At 61.5% G+C, this 23,681-nt stretch carries 15 protein-coding genes and 1 riboswitch; of the genes, 2 read left to right on the top strand and 13 right to left on the bottom strand.

Annotated features, from left to right (window positions below; genetic code table 11):
- The first annotated feature begins 21 nt into the window (after positions 1-21).
- Positions 22-1,893, top strand: coding sequence for a methyl-accepting chemotaxis protein (locus PQR27_RS34110; RefSeq protein ID WP_408527943.1), 1,872 nt, complete (start codon positions 22-24; stop codon positions 1,891-1,893).
- Positions 1,894-1,934: 41 nt separating this feature from the next.
- Here PQR27_RS34110 and PQR27_RS34105 read toward each other — a convergent pair whose 3' ends face one another.
- From PQR27_RS34105 to PQR27_RS34045, 13 genes are all read right to left on the bottom strand, one after another.
- On the bottom strand, positions 1,935-3,068 hold the full coding sequence (locus PQR27_RS34105) for an FAD-dependent monooxygenase (protein ID WP_408527942.1): 1,134 nt from the start codon (positions 3,066-3,068) through the stop codon (positions 1,935-1,937).
- A 208-nt stretch (positions 3,069-3,276) separates the two neighbouring features.
- Positions 3,277-4,176, bottom strand: a complete 900-nt coding sequence (locus PQR27_RS34100; protein WP_408527941.1) for a LysR family transcriptional regulator — start codon at positions 4,174-4,176, stop codon at positions 3,277-3,279.
- Positions 4,177-4,278: 102 nt separating this feature from the next.
- Positions 4,279-7,104: a 2-oxoglutarate dehydrogenase E1 component gene (locus PQR27_RS34095; protein ID WP_408527940.1), complete on the bottom strand. Its 2,826-nt coding sequence runs from the start codon at positions 7,102-7,104 to the stop codon at positions 4,279-4,281.
- A gap of 431 nt (positions 7,105-7,535) precedes the next feature.
- Positions 7,536-7,736, bottom strand: coding sequence for a copper chaperone (locus PQR27_RS34090; protein WP_408527939.1), 201 nt, complete (start codon positions 7,734-7,736; stop codon positions 7,536-7,538).
- 3 nt (positions 7,737-7,739) lie between these two features.
- Complete coding sequence (locus PQR27_RS34085; protein WP_408527938.1) at positions 7,740-7,928, bottom strand: hypothetical protein; 189 nt, start codon at positions 7,926-7,928, stop codon at positions 7,740-7,742.
- Positions 7,929-8,088: 160 nt separating this feature from the next.
- Positions 8,089-8,991 carry an endo alpha-1,4 polygalactosaminidase gene (locus PQR27_RS34080; protein WP_408527937.1) on the bottom strand — a complete coding sequence of 301 codons (903 nt, stop codon included), beginning with the start codon at positions 8,989-8,991 and terminating at the stop codon, positions 8,089-8,091.
- Positions 8,992-9,032: 41 nt separating this feature from the next.
- On the bottom strand, positions 9,033-10,406 hold the full coding sequence (gene pelG, locus PQR27_RS34075) for an exopolysaccharide Pel transporter PelG (protein ID WP_408527936.1): 1,374 nt from the start codon (positions 10,404-10,406) through the stop codon (positions 9,033-9,035).
- A complete protein-coding gene (gene pelF, locus PQR27_RS34070; RefSeq protein WP_408527935.1) occupies positions 10,406-12,061 on the bottom strand; it encodes a GT4 family glycosyltransferase PelF in 1,656 nt (551 codons plus the stop codon). Before pelF ends, pelG begins: the two co-directional genes overlap by 1 nt.
- Entirely contained in the window at positions 12,058-13,068 is a 1,011-nt protein-coding gene (locus PQR27_RS34065; protein ID WP_408527934.1) for a tetratricopeptide repeat protein, read from the bottom strand. Before PQR27_RS34065 ends, pelF begins: the two co-directional genes overlap by 4 nt.
- Positions 13,061-14,473 (bottom strand): PelD GGDEF domain-containing protein, encoded by a 1,413-nt coding sequence (locus tag PQR27_RS34060; RefSeq protein WP_408527933.1) that lies wholly within the window; start codon positions 14,471-14,473, stop codon positions 13,061-13,063. The genes PQR27_RS34065 and PQR27_RS34060 overlap by 8 nt, the downstream gene beginning before the upstream one ends.
- A gap of 79 nt (positions 14,474-14,552) precedes the next feature.
- Positions 14,553-15,104, bottom strand: a complete 552-nt coding sequence (locus tag PQR27_RS34055) for an LpoB-related protein (RefSeq protein WP_408527932.1) — start codon at positions 15,102-15,104, stop codon at positions 14,553-14,555.
- 37 nt (positions 15,105-15,141) lie between these two features.
- Positions 15,142-19,128, bottom strand: coding sequence for a tetratricopeptide repeat protein (locus PQR27_RS34050; protein ID WP_408527931.1), 3,987 nt, complete (start codon positions 19,126-19,128; stop codon positions 15,142-15,144).
- Positions 19,118-21,901 carry a polysaccharide deacetylase family protein gene (locus PQR27_RS34045; protein WP_408527930.1) on the bottom strand — a complete coding sequence of 928 codons (2,784 nt, stop codon included), beginning with the start codon at positions 21,899-21,901 and terminating at the stop codon, positions 19,118-19,120. The genes PQR27_RS34050 and PQR27_RS34045 overlap by 11 nt, the downstream gene beginning before the upstream one ends.
- Before the next feature lie 758 nt (positions 21,902-22,659).
- Positions 22,660-22,738: riboswitch (cyclic di-GMP riboswitch) on the top strand.
- A 54-nt stretch (positions 22,739-22,792) separates the two neighbouring features.
- Here PQR27_RS34045 and PQR27_RS34040 point away from each other — a divergent pair.
- Complete coding sequence (locus tag PQR27_RS34040; RefSeq protein ID WP_408527929.1) at positions 22,793-23,653, top strand: spherulation-specific family 4 protein; 861 nt, start codon at positions 22,793-22,795, stop codon at positions 23,651-23,653.
- Positions 23,654-23,681: the final 28 nt, after the last annotated feature.

Raw genomic sequence — 23,681 nt, 5'->3', positions numbered from 1 at the left:
AAGTTCGCTGTTCTTGGCGCGATGACACTTATCCTCGTCGCCATACCCAGCACCTTTTACTTCTACGGTACGAATGCCCAGATCCGCCTGAAGCAGCGCGAAAGCTCAGGTATCCAAACTGAACGAACGGTTCTACAGGCTTTGCAGTTGACGCAGAAGCACCGCGCCGAAGCCGCCATCTGGCTGGCGACTGACAGCGCCGGCCGCAACTCTCCACAGCAGACGGCGGCAGACGCGGACGCGGCGTACGAGACCGTCGCAGCGGAAGTTGGACGATTCGATAGAGATGATCCCGCCATCCAGCAATGGGCACGAACGGTGGAAGCATGGCGATCATTGCGCCAGAAAGTCGCGAACAAATCGATCGATCAACGAGAGAGTCTTTCGGCGCATGCAACTCTTATCGGTAATCTGTTGAAGACGAACGCTTTGCTTCTTGACCACTACGGATTGTCTATCGACGGAGATCTCGACAGTTCACGCCTCGCGAGCAGTTCGCTGAGCGACCTTCCGGCCGTTACCGAAGAGCTTGGAAAGGCGCGAGCCAAAGGCGCCAATATCCTGTCCAGAGGGAGCGCCACGCCGGCCGACACGGTCGAACTGACGAATCTCCTCGAACGTGGCAGGGAGCGATCCGCATTGTTCAAAAGCTCGATGGACAAAGCCACGGGGCAGAATCCACAACTGGCCAGTTTGTTGAATCGTCCAATCGAGGATGCGCAGTCCGCGGCGTCAGCAGCATTGGACCTTGCAGACAAGCGCATCATCAATTCGACGGCGCCCGATCTCTCGCCCGTCGACTACATCAAGCAGTACACCAATGCGATCGACCAGTTTTTTACTGTCGACGCAATTGCGATTGATGGACTCGATGCGCTGCTCCAGCAACAGAGCTCTCATTTGCGCGCGATACAACTCGCTGTGCTCGCGGCTTTGCTGTTTATCGTGCTGCTGTCCGCGGCGTTCGCGGTGGCTGTAATTCGCTCGGTGGTCAAACCCATTGATCTCGCCGTCCAATTCGCGCGCAGAGTGGCTAAAGGCGACCTGACGGGTCATATCGAAACAACCGGCAACAACGAGAGCGCTCAGCTTCTACTCGCGTTGCAGGACATGAACATTCAGCTCTTGCAACTGGTCGGCAACGTTCGACGCAGCGCTCATGCCATTTCAGTGTCCGCGAATGAAATTGCACTCGGGAACACCGACCTCTCGCAACGCACGGAGGAGCAGGCCGCATCGCTCGAAGAGACGGCATCGAGCATGGAGCAACTCACGGCGACCGTGAAGCAGAATGCGCAGAACGCCGACGCCGCGTTCAATCTTGCGCTCGCCGCATCGGCAACATCTCGCGATGGCGGCAGTGCTGTCGAGTCCGTGGCTGTCGTCATGGACAGGATCTCGAGCCGCACCGCGAAAATCAGCGAGATTGTCAGCCTCATTGACGGGATTGCTTTCCAGACCAATATTCTGGCGCTCAATGCGGCCGTCGAGGCCGCTCGCGCGGGTGAGGAGGGTCGTGGATTCGCGGTGGTTGCCGGCGAGGTGCGTGCACTTGCACAGCGAAGCGCCACGGCAGCCAAGGAGATCAAATCGTTGATAGAAGAATCGGTCTCGGCGATCCAGGAAGGCGCCGACACGGCGACGACGGCCCGCAATACGGTTTCACGAACGGTCGATGCGATCGGACAGGTGAATACGATCATGAACGAAATAGCGACGGCATCCGCGGAGCAGGGCAACGGCATCGACCAGGTGAATATCGCGATCTCGCAGATGGATCAGGTGACCCAGCAAAACGCGGCGCTTGTCGAGCAAGCGTCAGCTTCCACTACGGCCATGGCGGAGCAGGCCGCCAGGCTGACGAGAGAAGTGGAAGTGTTCGTCATCACCTGAACACGGTCCGCGGCCCGGTCGAGGCGGCAGAGCCCCGACGGCTATATCAACTCTTTCAGCAAATCGCCAAGGTCGATACCGTTCTTCGCTTCGGTCATCAAATCATCCGGAGTCGGACCCTCGCGAGTGAGGTCCACAAGTGCCTGGTTGAGGTTCACATAGGGCCGCATGCGGTGTTCGTATGCGGCAAAGGCCTGCGCCGGATGATCCCAGTGCCGAACCAACTCGCGAACCAGCACAAAAGCGCCGACGAGCGCGAGGCTCGTCCCTTGACCCGAGAAAGGGGATGCACAATGTGCTGCGTCACCGGCAAGCACGACACGGCCTTTTGACCACGACGGCATGCGGATCTGTGCGAGCTCGTTGTAGTAAAACTGATCGGTGACTTTCATTGCTTCGATGAAGCGCGGAAATTCGCCCTTCAGACGAGCGCACTGGGCGGCCACAAGTTGCTTTTGCGCTGCCATATCGCTTCGGGGCATGGCAGGCTCTGGCGCCGCGAAGCCAACGCCAATCCGGAGTTCGCTCTTGTCGCGGCTCGGGTAGATCACGTAGCCGACGCCGTCTTCGCGATGCCCGAGTTGCCAATCGGTCAGAGCGATCAGGTTGGGTGTCGAGAAAAGGACAAGCACGATGCCCAACGGAGAAACAAACGTGGATTCAGCGTCGAAACACTGCTTGCGGACGTTCGAGTAGATTCCGTCGGCGCCAATCAACAGATCGAATTCCCTGTCCTGGCCGGTTGCGAAGCTTACCGCCGCGCTATCGCCCTGATCATCGATCGCGCGAATGCTATTGTCGTAGATGAATTCGACGCGGTCGCTCATCGCGCCCATCAGAAGCTCGCAAAGATCGTCGCGAAAGATTTCGATATCCTCGCTGTCGAGCCGGCCTGCACTGAAGGTACGCTCTTCGGTACGTTGCGTCTCGTTGCCGTCAGCATCGAGCATCGACATACCCTTGAGCCGCGTACGCAATGCGCGGGTGTCATCGAGTAAGCCCATCGCGTTGACGACATCGAGCGCGACACCACGGATATCGACAGCTTGGCCGCCACGGCGAAACTCCGGGGAGCGCTCGACCAGCGTCGTAGCGAATCCCGCCCGATCCAGCCAGTAAGCCAGTGCCAGACCGGCGACACCTGCGCCGGAGATCAATATTCTTCCATTCATCATGAGCCTCGTCGTCATCCTGTGTGCAGCGATAGTATGAGCTACTCTCATGTTTTGAAACAGCGGTCGCCCAGGTTCAACCGCTTACGCCGCGCGTTATCCCTGATTTCGTCCGCGAACTTCTTCCGTGAATACCCTGATATCCGGCACCGGCGTACACATCGGCTTCTTCGCCATGCAGCAACGCCATGGTTGCTGACGCGAATCAGCTTTAGTCGGCAAGTTGAACCGAATACAAATCAATCAACCAGTCGATAAAAATGTCGACCCGCCGTGGCCTGGTTCGATTAGGCATATACACCACGGACACAGGGCGAGGATTTGACGGATAGTCCTTCAGGACCTTGGTCAAACGGCCGGATCGCACATGAGGGTCGAGCACAAAGGTGCCGCCCTGGATCAGTCCGAGGCCCGCGAGCCCGCACGCCACGTAGGTGTCTGCGTCGTTCACCAGGATCGCGCTCTTCAGCACAACGGAGCGGACCTCGTTTGCCTCGAGAAACTCCCAGCTTCTGATACGACCTGACTTCATGGCGTAGTTCACGCCGAGGTGATGGCTGAGGTCATCCAGAGTCAACGGTTCGCCATGGGCCCGGATATAGTCGGGCGACGCGTAGGTCAGCGTTTTGTAGAAGCCCACAGTCTTGGCAACCACGCCCAGTTCGCTCACCGGTCCAACGCGCACGGCGCAGTCCAACCCTTCCTCGATCAGGTCGGGGTATTGATCAGCAATGCTGATGTCCAGTTGAATATCCGGATTATCAGCGAGAAAATTCGGTAGTGCGGGGATAACAACTGACTTGGCGACCAACGAGGGCATGCTGACACGGACTATTCCGCTTCTGCTTCCCCTGGAAGCCTGCACGTCGGCGTCCATTTCTTCTACATCCCGAAGAAGCGCAACGCAACGTTCGTAGTAGCGCATGCCGGCATCTGTCGGCTTGCTTCGACGGGTTGTTCGGATAAGAAGTTTCACGCCCAGATCCGACTCGAGAGCCTGAATCATGCGCGTGACATAGACCGGCGATGTGTGCAGAACTTCGGCCGCTCCCGCGAAGGTTGTCGATTCAACCACCTTCACATACGCCTTCATTGCTGAAATCTTATCCATCGTTTTTGCTATTGCGTCTTTCTTTGTATGTCGAAGTTCGTTAATTGTGCCCCCATCAGGGCGAATCAGTGACGTTGTCTCCGACTCGCCCTTGCTGCCTCCTTACTCTTCAATCGCTGCGTGCAGGTACTTCTCCTGACGTGCAAGGTGCATCGACCGGTAACCCGGTGCAGTCGATGCGGTTGCTTCAGGTCCGATATAGCGCAGCGCTGCAGGTGCCTTCACAATGTCCAGCAGCTGTTCCAGGACAAAACTCCAGGAACCCTGGTTCTTTGACTCTTCCTGACACCAGACGACACTCTTCAGATTCGAATAGCGCTCCAGCTCAGCACTGATCTGCTTCGCCGGGAACGGATATAACTGTTCAACGCGAATCAACGCGATGTTGTCCTTCTCGGCCTTACGCCGGCGCTCCAGAAGCTCGTAGTAGATCTTGCCCGAACACAGAATGACCCGGTCCACCTTGGACGCTGCTTCCTTCGTAGGCGATTCGGCAAGAATTTCTTTGAATCGGCCGGTGGCAAGGTCCTCGAGACTGCTGACAGCTTCGGGATGGCGCAGAAGAGACTTGGGCGTCATTACGATAAGCGGAACGCGATCGTGCAGGACGGCCTGCATCCGCAACAGGTGGAAAATCTGCGCCGGTGTCGTGGGCTGAACCACCCGCATATTTTCCTGTGCACACAGTTGCAGATAGCGCTCAAGGCGGGCGGACGCGTGTTCCGGACCTTCCCCTTCCTGACCGTGCGGAAGCAGCATCGTTACACCACTGTGTTGCCCCCACTTGGCAGCGCCTGCCGACAGAAAGTTGTCGATAACCACCTGCGCCCCGTTCGCGAAGTCGCCGAATTGCGCTTCCCACAATACGAGCGCGTTTTGTCGAACCACCGAATATCCGTACTCGAAGCCCAGAACCGCGGCCTCCGACAGAACCGAGTTGGTGACCGAAAATCGTCCCTGGGTATCCGACACATGGTGCAGCGGGACGTACGTGCCCTCTCCCCGAATCGACCGTTTCTGATCGTGGAGTACCGCGTGACGATGGCTGAATGTACCGCGTTCGCTATCCTGCCCGCTCAGACGCACGTCGATACCCGCGGAGAGAAGCGAGGCGAAAGCCAGATGCTCAGCCAAACCCCAGTCCAGCGGACGCTTGCCTTCCGCCATCTCGCGACGGGCAGACATCACTTTTCCGACGAGCGGATGCAACGAGTATTGCTCAGGAACGCTTGTGATCTTGAGTGCAAGCTTTTGAACCAGATCCGGCAACGGTGGCGCGTAGTAGATGCGGCCGACGTTTCCATCGAGCAGTTGCGGCCAGCTCACTTCTTCGCTCTTTTGATCGACCGGTTTCCTCTCTTCAGCGGTTTGGGCGGCGTCAAGACGTTCACGGTAGTCGTGGACATACTTCTCCACGTCTTCCGCAGTCAGAATCCGCTCTTCGACGAGCTTCCTTGCATAGAGCGTACGGACACCCGGGTGGCCTGCAATCGAGCGATACATCAGCGGTTGCGTGATCATCGGCGTGTCCTGTTCCTGGTGGCCATGGCGGCGGAAGCAGACCAGGTCGATAACCACGCTCTTCTTGAAGGTCGCACGGAAATCGATTGCCAGACGCGTGGCGGCAATCACCGCCTCAGGATCGTCGCCGTTCACGTGCAGGACCGGCGCCTCGATCATCTTGGCAATGTCGGTGCAATAGAACGACGACCGGGTATCTTCCGGGTGGGACGTGGTGAAGCCAACCTGGTTATTCACCACCACATGGATCGTGCCGCCCGTGCCGTAGCCTCTGGTATTCGCAAGGTTCATCGTCTCCATGACGATACCTTGCCCCGAGATCGCGGCGTCCCCGTGGATCTCCACGGGCAGGACTGCGCCCGCACCTTGCCCCAGGACTTCGGCGCGCGCGCGAGCGATACCTTGAACAACCGGATTGACGATTTCCAGATGCGATGGGTTAAACGCAAGCGTCACCTCTGCCGGCCCGGTTGCCGTCGGCAGCAAGCCGGTAAAGCCCTTGTGATATTTGACGTCGCCCGCCGGAAGAAGATTCGCGGTTTTTCCCTCGAACTCGTCGAACAGCGCTGCCGGCGGCTTCCCGACAATATTCACGAGAACGTTCAAACGTCCACGATGGGCCATGCCGAGAATCGAGCTCTTGATTCCCTTCAGGGCGCCGTATGCAACCAGTTCATCCAGCAGGACGATGAGCGACTCACCCCCCTCGAGCGAAAAGCGCTTCTGGCCGACATAGCGGGCATGCAGGTATTTCTCGAGGCCCTCGGCGGCCGTCAGCCGTTCGAGGATGTGCAGTTTGTCACCGGTATCCAGGGTCGCTTTTGAACGCGAAGACTCGAGGCGCATGGCCCACCAGTTACGCTGATCCGGATCAGCCAGGTACATGAACTCGGCGCCCATCGTCCCGCAATAGGTCTCTGTCAGCGCCTGCACCAGATCACCGAGCGTCGTATCTTCGTCCGAAAAATACGCGCCCGACATGCTGAACTTCGTGTTCGTGTCCGCCTGGGACAGATCGTAATAGCTCGGGTTTAATTCAGGCACCGGCACCGGCGCGGTCCAGCGCAGCGGATCCAGATGAGCATGGCGGGTGCCGACCATGCGATACGCCGAAATCAAGGCCTGCACGGCGACTTGCTTGCGCGCGAAACTCAGTACTTCGTTCTCTGAGCGTCCTCCAGTTCGCGTCTGCTTGGCCAGCTCGACAAAGCGGGACACGACCGGTGCGTGCGCGACGTCGCCGGCGTCCGATCCATCAACGGCCGGCGTGCCCTGCAACGCATCAAAATACCCGCGCCACTCTTGCGACACCGTGTTCGGGTCGGCAAGGTATGCCTCGTATTGCTCCTCGACATAAGGAGCATTGCCTCCAAACAGGAAGGAGGTATTCCGATTCCGCATCATCATGATGACTCTGTCCTCAGTCGGGCTCACGCCCGGTATCTGCAACGAATTTACCCACGGCAACATCCGTTGCCGTTTTGGTCAACCCAAAGCGTCCACAGGTACACGAAGACAAAGATCCGAATGCGAAAGAAGGCAACATTCAGCGCCATCCAGTCCGCGTCAATTTGTGCAAAACCCCGTGACTCCTGTCACCAGATCCCTGTGCCCGCCAGGACCAGCAGTCTCCTGACCACCGATGAGAACAGTTTAGGTATTGCGGGTTTTCACTGACGCGCTAGCTACGATGGTTTCGGGACATTTCCTGTCTATTTTTGGCCACCATGCCAAAATTTCCGGAGTGTCGTGTATTTGCAGGGTGTTGTGTTGGAACGCTGTGAAAAGGCGACCGGCGTGGCTTCCATGCCTTCACCGGAGCCCGTCAAACTACCTGTCTACGCTTCAACAATGGTCACCTCATAGTCTTCATCTTCGAACGCGACCAGAAACTCTTCGGGCATCAGCCACGAGTCAACGCTCACCGTCTTCGCATCGATGTCGACGTTGACCTTCGCATCGGTGTCGACAGTCTTCATCGCATGTTCAATCGTTGAAATATCGTCCGAGCGGATTTCATCTTTCACTGAGAATTTCACTTTTCATTTCTCCAGTAGATAGTGCTTGATCCCGTTTTCCAGGGATGAAAAGGCACCGGCTTGCGCCCAAAACATGGGGTGTTCGGCTTCAACGCCGATCGGGCCGATGGCTTCGGTAAAGGCAAATGTAAGCGCATTGACCCAGATTTCGAATACCCACACTGGACAAACAGTGTTGCGCGGCGAGAACAAATCGAAATCAGGCTGGAAGGCTTGCTGGGCCGCCTTGTGCGGCGGCCGGCGGAGTGGCGGAGTGGCGGAGTGGCGGGGAGAACTCCCCTTCAGATGGATTCATCGGGCGAACCGCGCCCGGCGGCATCGCTCGGCCGCCCACGCAGATGACCCGGTCTGTTCAATCGGACGTGTGTGCCGGACCTACGCCGACCGTAGCGAGGCCGCCATCGGTGACATAGGGGACGAGGCCCGTTTCGCTAATGCGTGCCGCGGTGGCGGGACCGCATGCGTGGTCGGCGGGATCGCAATAGTCGATAGCCAGCACCGGCAGCCGGTATGTATCGCGAATGGTAGTGGCTTGCATCATCAGCCAGTCGCGATCCGCCTGCGGCACTTCTGTATAGCGCTGCTTGCCGGCATCCCAGCCGCGATACAAGGATTCGAACGCGACCATATAGGCCAGATCGTGGACCTGCGGCAACACCTCGAAGCCGCGATTGAAGATCAGCCTGGCCTCCGGATAACGCTGTTTGATCGCGCGAATCACATTGACCAGACCCGCTTCCTGCGCGGCGCGCGCCGCGTCCGTCTTAGCGATGAATTGATACGAGTCGAGCGTATCGAGAAAGAAGCCGCGATAGCCCTTGTTCCACAGTGGCGTAATCACCTTATCGACAAAAAATGCCGGCCAGCCCGCCGCGGTCTGATCGACGACTTTCGACGCCCACGCCGCGTTCACACCGGACAGCCACGCGCGCGGCATCGCTTTGAAATAGGCGCGATGCGCGTTCACTTCGCCGACGCTCACGTAGGCAAACCACGCGGAGTGTGTATTTGCATGAGCGCCTGGGTCGAAGTGCGCGTCGGGTTCGATGACTACCACATCGAACGCGGAGAGCTGCTCGACCGGCGGATTCGCGCCGTAGAACAGCGCGACAGACGGCCCCGTCGCCGCGCCGGCCACGCCCTGCGCGTGGGCTACCGACGCCAGCGCGCCGACCGCGACTACCCGCGCGAGTCGGCTAAAGAAGCGCAGCATTGCGCGCAATGAAAATTGCCTGTGATGATCTTGCTCAGCCAAACCCGGTTCCTTTTTATGCGTTGTTCGAGCGAGCCGAATGGTCACCTGCGCAACATATACGTTTCGTATTCCAGAGACATGAATTTCCGGTCGAGCACTTTCACGGATGCCACCACCGCAACGAGCAGCGCCAACGCAAAACCATACCCGTAGAAATCCGGACCGAGCTTGAGCGTGATGCCGGTGAACAACCCGTTCAACACCACGAACGCGCCGGTGAGCCGCAGCACGACGCGCCGCCCGTCCAGATAGAAGAACACATTCAGCAGCCCGAGCAACAGCACCTGCAGACTCGCCGACACCACGTCCACGACGAGCAGCGGCAAATACAGCGGGGAAATGCCGAGCGAACCCAGTACCCGCTCGCCAAAGGCGATGATCAGCAACAATACGATCGTCTGCACCTTGATGATTTCGTACAGCCCGGCACGCACGCTGCCCACCATCATGTCGCGCATTTCATTGATGTGGCGCAGCGTCGCGCCACTTCGCACGGCGTCATAGAACGCATCGTAGTATTCGACGAAATCCGCCTCGATACGCACGAGGAAGGTCGCCATGCCCGGCATCACGCAGACATACGCGATAAAAATCGGGATGTCGTAAATGACCGATGCACGCAGCGGCCCGATGATCCCGGTACCCGTGCCCGGCGCGTACCAGAACATGAACTTGTCGAGCCACACGCCGATATTGAACAGCAGGCCGACGAGCGCGAGACTCGGATAAGCGAAGCGCCGCTCGAACACCTCAAACGAAATAAAACGCTCGCTGCGGTAGTTGCGATAGATCAGCCCGGACAACCCCGTGAGCAGCACGATGTGTCCCGCCACGAAGCCGCCAAGCAGCCCCACGAGGCCATAACCATTCAAGCCGACTGCAAAACACACCACGCACGTATAGCCGACGAAGAACACCAGCAGGATCTGCCAGTACTGCTTGACGCTCGACAGGAAGATCACGGCGATCCAGATATTGCTGACCACCACGAAGCCCGTGATCATCAACAGCCGATACATCAACGGCTCGCCGCGAAAGGCCAACAGCATCGCGACCACCGCCACCACGCTCGCCAGCACCGACGACACCAGCACCACGGCGTTATAGTTCGACAGGACGAGATGGTCGCGCTTTTCGAACAGCCGGTCCGAAATGAAACGCGTGAACGAAAGTTGCAGCGGGCCCGTCAGGATCAGGCTCAGCGCGATCAGATAGGTGACTGACACCTGGAATTGCACGATCGCAAAGCTCGGTGTCACCGAGGTGAGACTGATCAGCCCAATGATCAGAATGCCGAAGATCGACAGGATCAGCGGCCCCGAGCTGATCAAGCCCGCATAGGCATAAGCACGCGCGACGCCCGCGAGCGTATCGCGGCGCATGATCTTCCGTAATTCGAAGCCGATACCCGCCATCAGCGTGTCTCCTGCGACTGAACGTGCGCCGCGCGCGCCTGCGGCGTCGTGCCGTCCGGTTGAGTGCCATGGTGCATCGGGCAGCGGGCCGCCTCGGCGCCCTGCCCATTGCGTTCGCGATCCGGCAGCGCGGCCAGCCGCTCATACAGCGTGCGATAACGGTCGATCATCTGCGCCTTCGTGTAGTAACGGCGTACGCGCGCAAGACCGGCCTGTTGCGCGGCCTGCCAGCGCGCGTCGTCGGCAAGCAGGCTCAGCACGGCCTGGGCAAATGCCGCCGGATCCGCAAGCTGAACCACCATGCCGGCCGCCCCCAGCGCACGATCTTCCGCGTCGACACCTTCGATCAGCTGACGGCACGAGCCGACGTCCGTCGTGATAGCGGGCACGCCGGCCGCGAAACCCTCCAGCACCACGAGCGGCAACGCCTCGCTGATCGACGTCAGCGCGATTACGTCAACCAGCGGCAGCATCTCGTCGATGCGCTGGAAGCCGAGGAACTTCACGTTCCTGCTCAGCCCGAGACTCTCCACGAGTGCGCGGCATTCGAGCGCGTAGGCCGGATCTTCTTCTTCCGGCCCGATGATCCAGCCTTCGAGATCCTGCATCGTGCGCGACGCAATGAAGATCGAGCGGATGAAGGTCTTGATGTCCTTGATCGGCACCACCCGGCCGATCAGCGCCACCACCCGGTTCTCGCGCGGCTTGCGTAGCGCGACCAGCGGCGCGAGCCCGTCGACGTCGATGCCGTTCGGAATGCACTGCGTGCGCTCGGCGCGCGCGCCGTCCGCCACCTGGCGCAGACGGTTCGTTTCGTACAGCGCGACAATGTCATCCGCGGCGTCGTAGGCGAGCTTGCCGATCGCTTCGAAGAAACGCACCCACAATTCGCGGAAATAGCTGACGCGCGAAATATCGCGCTCGAAAACGCCGCGGTTGTCGCGAATCCACTGGCTTTGCAGCAAGTCGATCTTGCGTTCCTTCGTATAGATGCCGTGCTCGGAGATGAGCAGCGGACGGCCAGTGCGGTAGTGCATCAGCGCGCCAAGAAAGCCGCCATACCCCGTCGACACCGTGTGATAGACCCGCGCCGGCAGCACCGTCTCGGAGACGCGCGCCAGGTGCCACAACGGCTTGTGCATGATCCGCACCGTCCAGAAGTAGTCGGTGAACGATGGATCGGTGCAGTACTTCTGATATTGATCGACGATGGTGTCCCACGACGCGCGGCTCGACAGGAACTGCTCTTCGTTGAGCGCGCCGTGTTCGCCGAGCATCGGAATCATGCCGGCCATCAATCCGCCGGCGTCCAGTCCATTGCGCGGATCGCGCAACGCGTCGTGCAGCTGCTTCGAGCGCGCGAATGCGGTGGCGTCGCCGGCGATGGCGCGCGGCTGCGGAAAATCGGCCGGGCCTTGCTCGTACAGGTAGTGCGTTTCGACGTGCACGACGTTGTCGGGCAACGCGTAGGCAGCGCCGTTGTAGTCCTCTTTACGGCTGCCGATAAACACGACCGCGAAACGCGTCGACGGATACGAGCGGATCATTTCATTGACCCAGCTCGACACGCCGCCACGCACGAACGGGAACGTGCCTTCGAGTAGCAGGCAGACATCGGCATCGGCCGCGCGGCGAATCGGGAGTTCTTTGATCATGACCAGTACTTCACAACCGGTTTGAGTGTGGGCAGCGCGGCAGCATTGCCCAGCGATGCGAGAAGCTGCGATACGCGCGAATAATCGCCTCGCAGGAAGTCGGCTTCCGCCAGCCACGGCACCAGCCGCTCGCGCGGAAAGCCGAGCTCCAGTGCGCGCCCAATGTGTGCGTGAGCCGCATCGGGCAGGCCGTTGGCCAGCGCGAGACGGCCGCGAATCAGCCACAATGCAGCGTCGTTCTGATCGATCTCGAGCGCCGCCTGCGCGTAGCGATCGGCCTGCTGCAGCGTGTGGCGGTACACCGCGCCCTGTACCAGGTTCTGATACACCAGTTCGAAATAGAGTTCGGCCTGCAGACGATTGAGCGCGTGACGCTCGGCGTCGCTGTCGGTCGCTTCCAGTGCTTTGCTGGTCTGGAAGATCTTCTGCATGATTTCGTTTTCGGCGTGATCCAGCGTGCCGTAGGCGATCAGGCGAATGTCCTCCAGCGGATCGGCGAGCAGTTCGCGCAGCAACGTGCCGGTGGTGCGGGTCGGCATGTTCTGAATCGCCACCAGCGCGGACAGACGGTCGGTGGCCGACACCTGGGTGTTCGCCAGACGCGCCTGCAGACGCGCGCCGCCGCCGTGCGACACGCGCGACACGAGATAGGTGACGAATTGCGGTCGCGGTACGTCGGCGAGCTGATCGCTATCCTTGTTGCCCGGAAACAGCGCCGCCCAGATGCAACTCACCAGCACGACGATGCCGCCGAACAGCGGCACGAACGTACAACTGATCCACAGGAGCAGCAGCGACCATGCGCGCGGCTCGCGATAACGCGCCGGCAAACAGGCGTGCAATACGATCGCTTCGGCGAGCCCCGCGAGTGCCTGCAGCGAGAGAAAGCGCAGCAACGGATCGATCGCGCCGGCCGGTTGCCGCAGGCTAACGATCGCCAGGTATTGCACGACCACGGCCACCAGCGCCGCCAGCGTGCTCACGATGAGGGAAAGGGTCTTAGACATCGAGGCCGCTTCGTTTGAGAAGACGCAGCAGTGCCGCACCCGGCTCGTCGCTCTCGAGGTGGAGCGTATGAACGCCGACGCGCGCGTGTTCCAGATCGGTGTTGAACTGAGCCGTCAGGCTCGCTTCGATACGGGCCAGATAGCCGTCGATACCGGTCGTATCGGTGGCCGGCATCAGATTCAGCAGAACGGACTGTTTCGCCGTTTGTACCGGCCACATCACGTCGAGCGAACGGCGCCGACGAATCACGTGTTCGAACAGCGAGTCGCCCTCTTCGTCGCGCGGGAAGGCCAGCGCGACCATCGACGACGCCACCCCCGCTTTTTGCTGCAGACGCGTGAGGCGGCTCAGGTCGAGTGCGAATTCGTACGGGCAGTTCGGCACCTGGTCGAGAATGCGCTGCACGAATGCCGAGTGTTCGACGCCATCGGCGTAATAACCCAGCAGCACAAGCAACAGTTGCAGGTTGTCGAAATTGAGCGACAGGAACGGCATGCGCTTGACGATCAGCAGTGCGCGCAATTCGCCGTCCGCCGACACCAGCGGGGCGCAGACCAGATACTGGCTGACGGCCGCGACCGTGTCTTCGTTCTTCAGATGCGCGACGCTGAGCGTGCTCATGGCGTGCGTGACGAGTTCGTCGGCCGGGTCGAGTGCGAACGCGTCGCCGATCTGCGCAATCGTTGCGGTGCCGAGCTTGCCGTCACGCACCGGGTACAGTGCCGCGACTTCGATCTGGCAAGCCTGGGCGACGAATTCGAGCAGGCTGCTTGCGCCGCTCAACGGCTCCCCTTCCGTGCCCGGTGCCGGCACGGTAAGCGCCGTATCGGTGGCGACCGACAGGCGGCGCAATTCGGTGATCGAATCGCGCAGCGTCGTCGGGCGGGACAGCAAATCTTTTTCGAGCCGTTCGTGAGACAGCCGCATCAGATAGTGGCTGTTGGTCAACGCGACAAGACGGTCGTTCAGGTAGTCGTTCAACGAGGACGCGCGCTGCGCCCGGCCGCCCCACGTATCGCCGAAGTGCCCGGCGATAATTGTCTCGATCAGGCCGCCCGCGAAATACATCGCCGGAAACGGCGCACCGGCCGGATAGAACAGCGCCCAGGCGCCCAGCATGAAGCCACCGGCCAGCAGGCCGAGCAGACTGCCATAGCGCAGGCCCACCAGCAACGGCGCGAGCCACAGCCATGGGAAACCGGCGTGCAGCAACAGCGGATCTTCCGGATGGAGCCAGCGGCTCACGCCCAGGACGATCAGCACGAACACGACCGACTCCGCGATCGAGAACGGCCGCACCACCGCGGGCGCCAGATAACGGCGCACGCGTCCGAGATTGCCGAACGGATGCGCATGGCGCGGCTTCGATGCGCTTGAGGTGGTTTCCACGGCAGCGGTATTCACGGCCATTTCCTTTTTACATGTCGGGTTTTCGGCTTGCGGCCCAGACGTCGGGCACAAGCCGGCAACCCTGAGAATATGCTTACTGACGCGCTTGCAACGGCGACAGAACCTTGGCGATCAACGAGGTCGCCACGCTCGACAGACCCGAGCGGCTCCAGCCGGTACGCGTACCCGTCGCGCTCCACACCACGGCGCCGTTCGCGACGTCGATCAGTTCGAAGGTCACGCCGACCACCGGCTCGCCGTCCACGCCCGTCTTGTAGCGCCATTCTTCGACCGCGCCCGACAGCACGTAACGGGCGTTCTGCGAACGCGCCCATTCCAGCGCCTTGTCGCCGTCGGCGCGCTGCGTGGTGTCGAACATCGCATTGCGGCTCGAATCGGCCGGGGCGATGCGCACATCGGCGATGCCGCCCGCGCGCAGCGCGTTGGCCGCGATCGATTCGGCGCTATGGCCGGCGTCCGGCGTTTCAGTGTAGTTGGCGATCGACACCACGGCCACCTTGTCGCCACTCGAGAGCGCGGGGCCCGAGGTCTGGCGTACCGTGCCGCATGCGCTCATCAGCAGAACCAGCGCGGTTGCCGCGACACACCAGGCGCTCGTACGAGCCAATCGTTTGATACCGACCATGAAACATTCTCCTTTGGATATATATTCGAAATCCGGTTCAATAAAACCAGCTATACCGTGCGCCGATCTGGGTCACCGGCGTGCCGAGATGCGACACCCGCTGATGCGAGAAGTAGATTGCCGCGTGATCGCCGCCGAATATCGTGCCCGCGGCACCCAGGCTGATCTCCGGCCCCCAGCCCTGGGCCGTGTCGTGCTGCAGGCCCACGTCGAAGAACGGCCGCCACGCACGCGTGTACTGCTCGATCAGATCGTTGCCGAAGCCGAAGAAAAAGCCGTATTGCGAGTACGTCTGCGGCACGAACGTCGCGGCGCTGACCGGTCCGGCTGCCACCGGGATCAGGCGTGAAATCAGGGCGTCGGCGTTGCCGCTCGCGCCGTAGTCGCCATGCGCGCCGGCCAGTCGCAGCGTGTAATCCGGATAGTTCGTGCTGATCCGGTAGCCGATCTCGCCCGACGACAGCACGCCGCTGCCCAGGTAGTTGCGCGCCTGGCTGTAAAAACGATCGGCCTCGACGCTACCCGACACATAGAGGTGTTGCGTCACGCGGTACGTGAAGTTACCGATCACGTTGTCCTTCATGCCGCCCACCTGCAGCGCCTGCGCTTCTTGCGCGAGCTGATTGCGGCCCGCCTTGAGCCCGACCGTCAACGGCGAATTCCTGCCCCACTCCGCGCTGACCGACACGTTGTAGAAACTGTCGAGCGCTTCGCGGCGGCCCGCCGTGACCATGAAGGCCGTGTCATACGTTTGACGCCGTGCGAAAAATTCCACCGAACGATCCACCGAGGGCACATTGGTGAGTTGCGACTCATCCGTCGAGTGCTGGAAGCGCTGGATACCGTTCACGCCGACCATGTAGAAATCGGCGACCTTGATGCTGCCGGCCAGCGTCTGTTCGATGTAGTCGAGCGGACGTTCGACGTAGCTCGTCACCGTCGCATCGAGCGATTGTGGCCAGTTCAATGCGGTCTGCTGCAGGCGGCCGTGCATGTCCGAATCCAGCGGCGCGCCTTCGAGCCCGCCAAAGGCGAGATTTTCCGCCGCGCCCGGGCGATCCACCGCGATCGACGCGTCGATACGGTTATTGAGCGAGAGACTCGCGCCCTGCTGATCCAGCAGACGCTCCATCGCCGGCTTGTCGTTTTCGGCGAGCGCGATCGCAATCAACTGGTCCGCGGGCTGGGCGAGGACGTTGGCGTACTGACGCGCCAGCCAGCGCTTTGCCAACGGGTTCGCTTCGTGCGACATCGCCCAGGCGAGCGCGATATCGCGCGCTACCGACGAGGTCAGGCGCGCCTGATCCGGCGACGCCACGGCGCCGTGCGGCTTCGCGGATTGCACGGGCGGCAGGCCGGCTGTGTCGCCGAGCAGCGTGCGGCGTGTTTGGGCGGTGTCGAGACGGCCGCCATCGGAGTCGAGCAGATCGATCAGGAAAGCCTTCGACACGTCCGCGTTTTCGAAGATCGACGCGAGCGTGACGCGACGCCCAAGCGCCTGCTCACGCTCTTCACTGCCCTGCGAAGCGCGCCGGCGCAGCACGATCTGACCTTGCGCCGTGTCGGCGCGAACCGCGGCCTCTTCCTGCTGCATCTGACGCCAGACATTGCGGCGGATCGACCAGGCGCGATCGCTGTGCCCCGCCATCTCCTGTGCTTCCGCGTAGGTGAGTTGCCAGAGCGGATCGCGCGACATGGCCGCCGACTGCAAGCGCAAATATTTCAACGCGGCTTCCGGCCGGTTCAGACGCATCAGCGCGGCGGCCAGCGGATCCCACAGTGCCGCCGACTGCGCGGGCGCATCGCGCCATTCAGCCACGGCTTCACGCAGTTGTGCATCGGTGCCGTAGTCCACCAGCGTCCAGAGCAGCGCGACGCGCAATTCGAGCGTCGCGCCAGGCATCGCTACCGCGCGCTGCAGGTCGTGCAGCGCGTCGAGCGGACGATCGATCTGGCGATAGTATTCGGCGCGCACGCGCAGGAAGCCAGGATCGCGATCGCTAGCCGCCTGCTCCTCGGGAGTCAGGCCCTTCAGCAACGCGGCGACGTGATCGTACTCCCGCGCAATCGTGTAATAGTGAATGGCGCTCTGCAACGCGAGCGACGAGTGGTCGCGGCGGTTGCGCAACTCCGCCGTACGGGCCGCGTCGATCGGATACGCGTCGTAGAAGTACGTCATCACGCTCAGGTCTTCGGGCTCCGCGTGGCCGCTGGCCAGCAGATGCTTGTAGGCGTCGTTCGCGATGTCGTCGAGTTGCAGCAGACGCGCGAGCTGTGCGGTATTGCGCCAGAACAGCACGTCGTCGTCTTTCGCGCCCTTGCGTGCGGCGAGCAGCGCGTCGAGCGCGCCCTTGTAGTCGCCGCGGCGATACAGCACGCTCGCCGTGCGCAGCGCGTACTGCGTGTTGCCCGGATAGAGCTGGTTCAGCTTGCGGTAGTAGCCCAGCGCTTCGTCGTCGTGACCGGAGCGCTCGGCGAGCTGGCCGAGGCGCGAGTCGACTGCTTCAGACGGCGACGCGCGCTGGCGGCTGCGCAGGAAAGCGAGCGCGTCGTCCGGGCGGCCGAGGCGCTCATACGCGGCGATCACCGCGTCGAGCAGCTTGAGATCGGCCGGCGCCGCATTCGATGCCTGGATCAACGCGGCCAGATAGGCGTTGTCGTCGTTGAGCATCGGCGCCAGACGCATGACGTTCTTCCAGCCATCCGGATCGTGCGTGGCCTGAGCGTACGCGAGCCACATCTGCAACGCGAGCGGCGACGCGTGGTTCCATTCGGCGACTTGCGCGAGACGCCTGGTCCAGACCGGCGAGCCTGGGTTCTTCGCGACCTGCTCGGTGGCGACCCGCTGCGCGTTGGACAGATCCTTCGATTCGAGGAAGGACTGATACAGCAGACCCGGCACGTCGTTGGCCGCGGCGGCGGGACTCGATGCCGCAGCGGCGGGAGCCGGGGTCGATGCCGATAGCGCCGCGGGGCTCGAAGTCGCCGTGGGGTTCGCGCTCGCAGTTGAGGATGCAGCAACGCGCAGAAGGCGCACGTGCCGCGTGGCATACGGGCGTGCGAGGCCGGGCTCGGCTTGCGGGCCGTCCATATAGGCAAATTGCGCTTGCGCTGCGTTGTGATGCGCGCGCTCGCGAAAATAAGCGACGAGGCGCAGCGCGCCGTCTTCGTCCGGCTGTGCCTGCGCGTAACCCGCCAGTGCCTTCGCGTAACGATCCACCCGATCCGGACGATGCGCCGCACGCGCGAGGTTCAGCAGCACGACGAGCGCCTCGTGATCGTGCGCGAACTCGGCGCCGTGCTGATCGGCCGCCGCCAGTGCTTCGTCGAGCAGGTTGCCCGCCTGCAACGCTTTGATGCCTTCGATAAAACAATGGCGCCGTGCATCGACGCTCGCCGAGTTGGCTTGCTGGTGGAACCAGCCAGCGGCCGCGCCGCGATAGTCGCCGCCATACATGGCGAAACGCACCACTTCGCGGTTCCAGCGGTCCTGCTGCGCCGGATCCTGCTCGGCGAGGCGCGCGTAGAGTTGACCCGCGAGTTGCTGCGCGTTCACCGAGGCCGCCGCTTCAGCAAGCATCTGCAAATCGGCATTCGACCAGGGCAGGGCCGCTGCCTTCGTGAGCTGCGTGCGCAGATTCGCGAGCGCCGCTTCACGGCCCGGATCGTTGGCGGGCAGCGCGAATGCCTCGCGCGTATCGACCGTCAGACGCAGCAGTTGCGCCGCGCGGTGCATCTGCTCGCTGGGGATGGCTTCCATGCGCGTGGCGATCCGGCGCGCGTCCTCATCGCGGCCGAGGCGCAGGTACTGCGTGCCGAGCACCGAGAGGATTTCCGTGTTGTCCGGCTGCACCCGCAGCCATGCTTCCAGATAGGCAATGCTGAGATCGCTCGGCGCGTTGGTCGACGTCATGCGGCTGCGCAGTCCACCGCGCGGATGCACGACATAAAGCGCGATCAGCACGACGCCGGCAAGCAGCAGGACGAGCCACGTAGGCGCGATGCGAGGGCGGTTATCGGCCACAGGCGACCTCGACCGACTTGTAGTTCAGATTCTGTCCGATGTCGGCCGGCGTATCGAAACGCAGGAAATCCCCGTCACGACGCGTGGCGACACTCTGATTGTTGACGCTGACCTTGCACTGCTGCGCGTTCGCGAGCTTGACGAACGGCTGGTAATGGCCGGCGAACTGGAAACGCATGCCTTGCGGCGTACGCTCGAAATTTCGCACGAACCCGTTGGCTTCGCCGATATACGGCGCGGCCGACGTCCCGCTCGCGCCGCCAATCGCAAAGCGCGCGCTGCCGCCGTCGATATGAATATAGGTGCCGTCAGGGCCGCTCGAATAGCCGGTCACACCCGAGGCCTGAGCCAGCCACGGCTTGCCTGCTTGCGGCCAGTGCAGTTCGCGCACTTCGCCGTTGCCGCGCACGAGCCAGTCGTGCGCCTGCGGGCCCACCTCTTTCGCCACGGCGAAGCTGCGCCAGTCGAGCACCTTGCGGATGTACTCGCTCACGTAGACTGGCATGACCGGCTGCTTGAGCACCGCTGCAAAGATCTGGTCGAGCGCGCGCAGCGAGGCGACTTTGGTGCCGCTATACATGTGGTAGTAAATATCGATCGGCTTGAAGCGCAGCGGACGATCTGTCATGTCAAAGGTTTCGAGCACGCGCGTGAAGCCATAGAACGGACCTTGCCAGTCGTTCGTGTAGACGTTCTCGTCCTGATTCGGCGCGTACACCTGATAGGCGCCGGGTCCCTTGTCCACGCCGACCGCTGCGATATTGGTCCAGCTATTGGCTGACTTCGTGATGACCGTGTCGCCACCGTTGAAGTTGTAGACGCCCGCCTCATTCACTCTACGCACGACGAAACCCGGCGGCTGGCAGTCGCCCGACCATTGCAGCAGCACGGTCTTCTTGCCCGGCGGCGCAAGACGCGTGTCGATGTAGTTGATCGAACCCGTGATCTCACGATCGATGTCGAAGTGATAGCCGGGAATATTCAGCGAGAACGCCGCGTCGCCGCCTCCGCGATCCGCCTGAACACCGTTCGCGCTATCCACCTTCTCCCATTGGAACGGATGCGAATACGTATGCGTGCCGATCTCGACGTTCGGCAGCAGGAACATCTTGCGGGCGATTGCTTCGAGACGCGGCGAGATGTCCGGATGCAGCCCCTTCGGACCCACTTCGCCTTCGATGACCGACAACGTCATGGGGATCTGATAGCGGCTGAAAATCTGCTCGTACAGCGCTTCGCCGGAATAGTCGGGACCGGGGAATTCGGCGCGCGACGCGAACCCATCGCCGTCGACATGTGACATGAGAAGACGCCGGCCGTTTTCGGTCGTGACGCTCGGCGAGGGCAGGTCCTGCAGATGCAGTGCCGCCTTCATGAAAGTCATCGGCTGGATTGCCCAGCGTTCCTGCTGGATACCGTTGAGCGATACGACCGTGTACGGGCTCAGCGCATAGCCGCCCCACGGCGTCAGCGCGACCGGGTCAACCGGAACGCCGTTGGCCGACACGCGCAGCAGCGACTGGCCGCCCGGTCCGACACGCACGCCGAGCAGATCGCGCGGTTGCGGCTTCGGATTGATTTCGAAGCCGACCATCGGATCGCGCGTGACCTCGCTAACCGGCGAAGCCAGTGTGCCGGCGACAGCCTGAAGGTCGAGCGCCGCGCCCGCCGAGCCGGTCGTGTCGAAACCGAACTGACCCATGAACGCGACCGGCACATGATCGGCAATCCGCGCCATGATCCAGCGCTGCCATGCCTCGGGGTTCGGCGTGTCGCCGTCCTGGATCCACGCGACGACACCCGCGTAGCGATCCGGGCCGATAGCGTCCGGCAGGCGCGTCGAGAAATCGGCGTACTCGACGTCGTAGCCCATATAGTTGAGGGGTGCCGCGAGATTGCGCACACCGGGGCTCATGTCCAGCGGCTCCTTCATGTCGCGATCCTGCACGATGAGAACTTTGCGCGGCAGCACTTCAATCTTGCCGATCCCGACCACATCGCGCGCCTTGCTCGTGACGTACGGCACCATGCCGGCCGCCACGACTTGCGCGGCCGTGTCGCGGGCACATTGCCGGTCGCCGCGCGCACAGAACTCCATGGACACCACGGCCACGCCGGTCTGCTGCGTGAACGCCCGCGCAGCGGCGATACGTTCGGTCCGCTGCGCCTCGGTTACATCGAATGGGCGACCGCTGTCGTCGAGGCCACGAACCAGCGAATCTCCTGCCAGCGCGTATAAGGTCTTCGCAAACGGCAGGGCGAGCCGCAACGCGTCCGCGCCGCCGGCGACAAGCCGCGCATCTGGATGCGCCTCGTGAATACGGCCCGCCGCCGCGATGGCCGCGGGCGTGTCGAGCAGGAAGCCACGATAGCCCCGTTGCCACAACGGTTCGATCTGGCTGGCGACGAAGGCCTCGGCCGATTGCGCGGACTCGGCTCCGGTAGTGCGCGCGATCCACGTGGTGTGGCGCAACGGATGCGCGAGCGGATCAAAGCCCGTGGCCGGGTCGATCACAACGGCGTCGAATGCCTGCAACTCGTCGACCGGCGGGTTGGCCGCGTAGAAGAACGCGAGATTCGGTTGGGTGGCCACGGCGCTGGCAGCCACGGTTGCGGACGGCGACGGTGCAAGCTCGGCATGCGTGACCAGCGGTATCACGCTCGTCGCGCCGAGCACGATTGCGATAAGCGTGCGTGTGAGATAGCGCTCACCTGCCCGGTTAGCAACCGCGCAAGAGTTCCCGCCGGCGCGTGTCCCGGTCCGCTTCTTCATGGCCAAAATCTTTCCCCGTTGTGTTCCGAAGGCGAGCGGCGTTGTCTTCAGAATGGGAAGAGAGTCCGCTAGCTGATTTTCGAGTCGGCCCGATGGCATTATTTGCGCACCGCGGATCTGCTGTTGCAGCAGTCCCGGCGCGAAGCCGACTTTTGTATGTCCTACATTCAAGGCCGTGGAAGATAGCACACGAAAAGTGCCCTCTCAAGAAATCTTCGGCCATTGTCAAAACACGAAAATTTAAATAGCGCTGAAACATCCGGCATTAAGCCGCGCTGCAAACGATTGCGTGCCAACGGGCAAACGATCTCTCACGACCGGGGTCCTGCTCGCTCCGCCACAATGTGTTGGAAAATCGCCATAAATAGCGGGCGAACTTGCGCAGCGGGCTGGCATCGGTGTCGACGGCGCACCGGAAAAGTCAGGCGATTTATCGGGTGAATTTACCGTTTTTACAATGAATGGCGCCTGCGGCCCTGAACCGCAAATGTAAAATCGTCTGACCAATTAACGCATCAGAAATGTATCGCCGTGCGTTTATTTCAATTCCCTTTCCATCGCTCTTCATAAATGGGGCGAAAGCGTATTCGTCTCGATTGGCATGAAGCGAACGCGTTGCAGCGAATATCTGAAAACCCTATTGCAGCTTTACCGCTCTCGCGCAGCGCACCAGGCAATGGTGTACGTAGCAGCATCGACATCGTCGCTTTGCAAACTAATTGCCTGGCTTCACTCAAGGAATGTCCGGCACTGCCGTTAGAACAGTTGGGCAAAACCGGAGCGATCCGGCGACGCAAAGCTATAGGGACTCCCTTCGGGAGTTTGCCAGTTGCCCGCCACACCGATGGCGGGCCAATCGACAGCGGCTATCGAGCCGCGTCAGGAGGCTAGATGAAGATGGTTCGGGCAATGTGCGCGACACACGCTGCCGCTTTGGCATCGGCAGACCGGGTTCAGTTCTCTGCCCGGGCTGGCAGGCTTCTGAAGAAAGCCGGATGGCTGGCATGTACGTTGACCGTGTGCGTACATGGCACGGCATTCGCCGGCAGCAGCACCGCAGTCGGTCTGGTTGTGCCGTCCTACTTCAACGCAACCAGCAGCGTTGCGAACTGGAACACCCTCACGACTACCGCCCGCAAGGTACCGACCACGGCGATTCTGAATCCGAACAGCGGGCCCGGCACCAAAGCCGATCCGAACTACGTGGCCGCCGTGGCTAAACTGCGCGCGGCCGGCGGCAAAGTGCTCGGCTACGTGTCCACTTCGTATGGCAAACGCTCGCTCTCCGCGGTCGTGACCGATATCAACGCCTATGTATCGCTCTACAAGGTGGACGGCTTCTTCATCGATGAGATGACGGACGACAGTACGCTCTCTCACATCCAGTTCTATCAATCAATCTACAACTACATCAAAGGACTGAACGCCGCGTATTCGGTGACCGCCAATCCGGGCACCAATATTCCCGAACTCTACGCAAGCTTGCCGACGGCTGACCAGTTCGTCGTATTCGAAAGCACCGCCAAAAGTTACGCGAGCTACAAGCCGATGAGCTGGCAAGCGGGCTATCCGAAGAAACGCTTCGTGCACATGGTGTATAACGCGACCGCCACGCAATTGCCAGGTATCGTGCAATATGCGACGAAGCACGGCGCGGGCGCGGTGTACGTCACATCATTGGCGGGGTCCAATCCGTATAAGGCGCTGCCGACTTACTGGAACGATGAGGTGGCGGACGCACTGGCGCCCTGACGTAGACCGCTCGCGATGTCGATCTCGT

It is taken from the genome of Paraburkholderia fungorum (assembly GCF_046027215.1).
Classification (GTDB): domain Bacteria; phylum Pseudomonadota; class Gammaproteobacteria; order Burkholderiales; family Burkholderiaceae; genus Paraburkholderia; species Paraburkholderia fungorum_D.
Note: the sequence above shows the minus strand (reverse complement) of the source record. Positions and strands in the feature narration are given on the sequence as shown.

Excerpts from the sequence above, each read along its gene's own strand:
- PQR27_RS34110 (WP_408527943.1), top strand. The coding sequence starts at position 22 with ATGACACTTATCCTCGTCGCCATACCCAGCACCTTTTACTTCTACGGT.
- PQR27_RS34105 (WP_408527942.1), bottom strand. The coding sequence starts at position 3,068 with ATGATGAATGGAAGAATATTGATCTCCGGCGCAGGTGTCGCCGGTCTG.
- PQR27_RS34100 (WP_408527941.1), bottom strand. The coding sequence starts at position 4,176 with ATGGATAAGATTTCAGCAATGAAGGCGTATGTGAAGGTGGTTGAATCG.
- PQR27_RS34095 (WP_408527940.1), bottom strand. The coding sequence starts at position 7,104 with ATGATGATGCGGAATCGGAATACCTCCTTCCTGTTTGGAGGCAATGCT.
- pelG (WP_408527936.1), bottom strand. The coding sequence starts at position 10,406 with ATGGCGGGTATCGGCTTCGAATTACGGAAGATCATGCGCCGCGATACG.
- pelF (WP_408527935.1), bottom strand. The coding sequence starts at position 12,061 with ATGATCAAAGAACTCCCGATTCGCCGCGCGGCCGATGCCGATGTCTGC.
- PQR27_RS34065 (WP_408527934.1), bottom strand. The coding sequence starts at position 13,068 with ATGTCTAAGACCCTTTCCCTCATCGTGAGCACGCTGGCGGCGCTGGTG.
- PQR27_RS34055 (WP_408527932.1), bottom strand. The coding sequence starts at position 15,104 with ATGGTCGGTATCAAACGATTGGCTCGTACGAGCGCCTGGTGTGTCGCG.
- PQR27_RS34045 (WP_408527930.1), bottom strand. The coding sequence starts at position 21,901 with ATGAAGAAGCGGACCGGGACACGCGCCGGCGGGAACTCTTGCGCGGTT.
- PQR27_RS34040 (WP_408527929.1), top strand. The coding sequence starts at position 22,793 with ATGAAGATGGTTCGGGCAATGTGCGCGACACACGCTGCCGCTTTGGCA.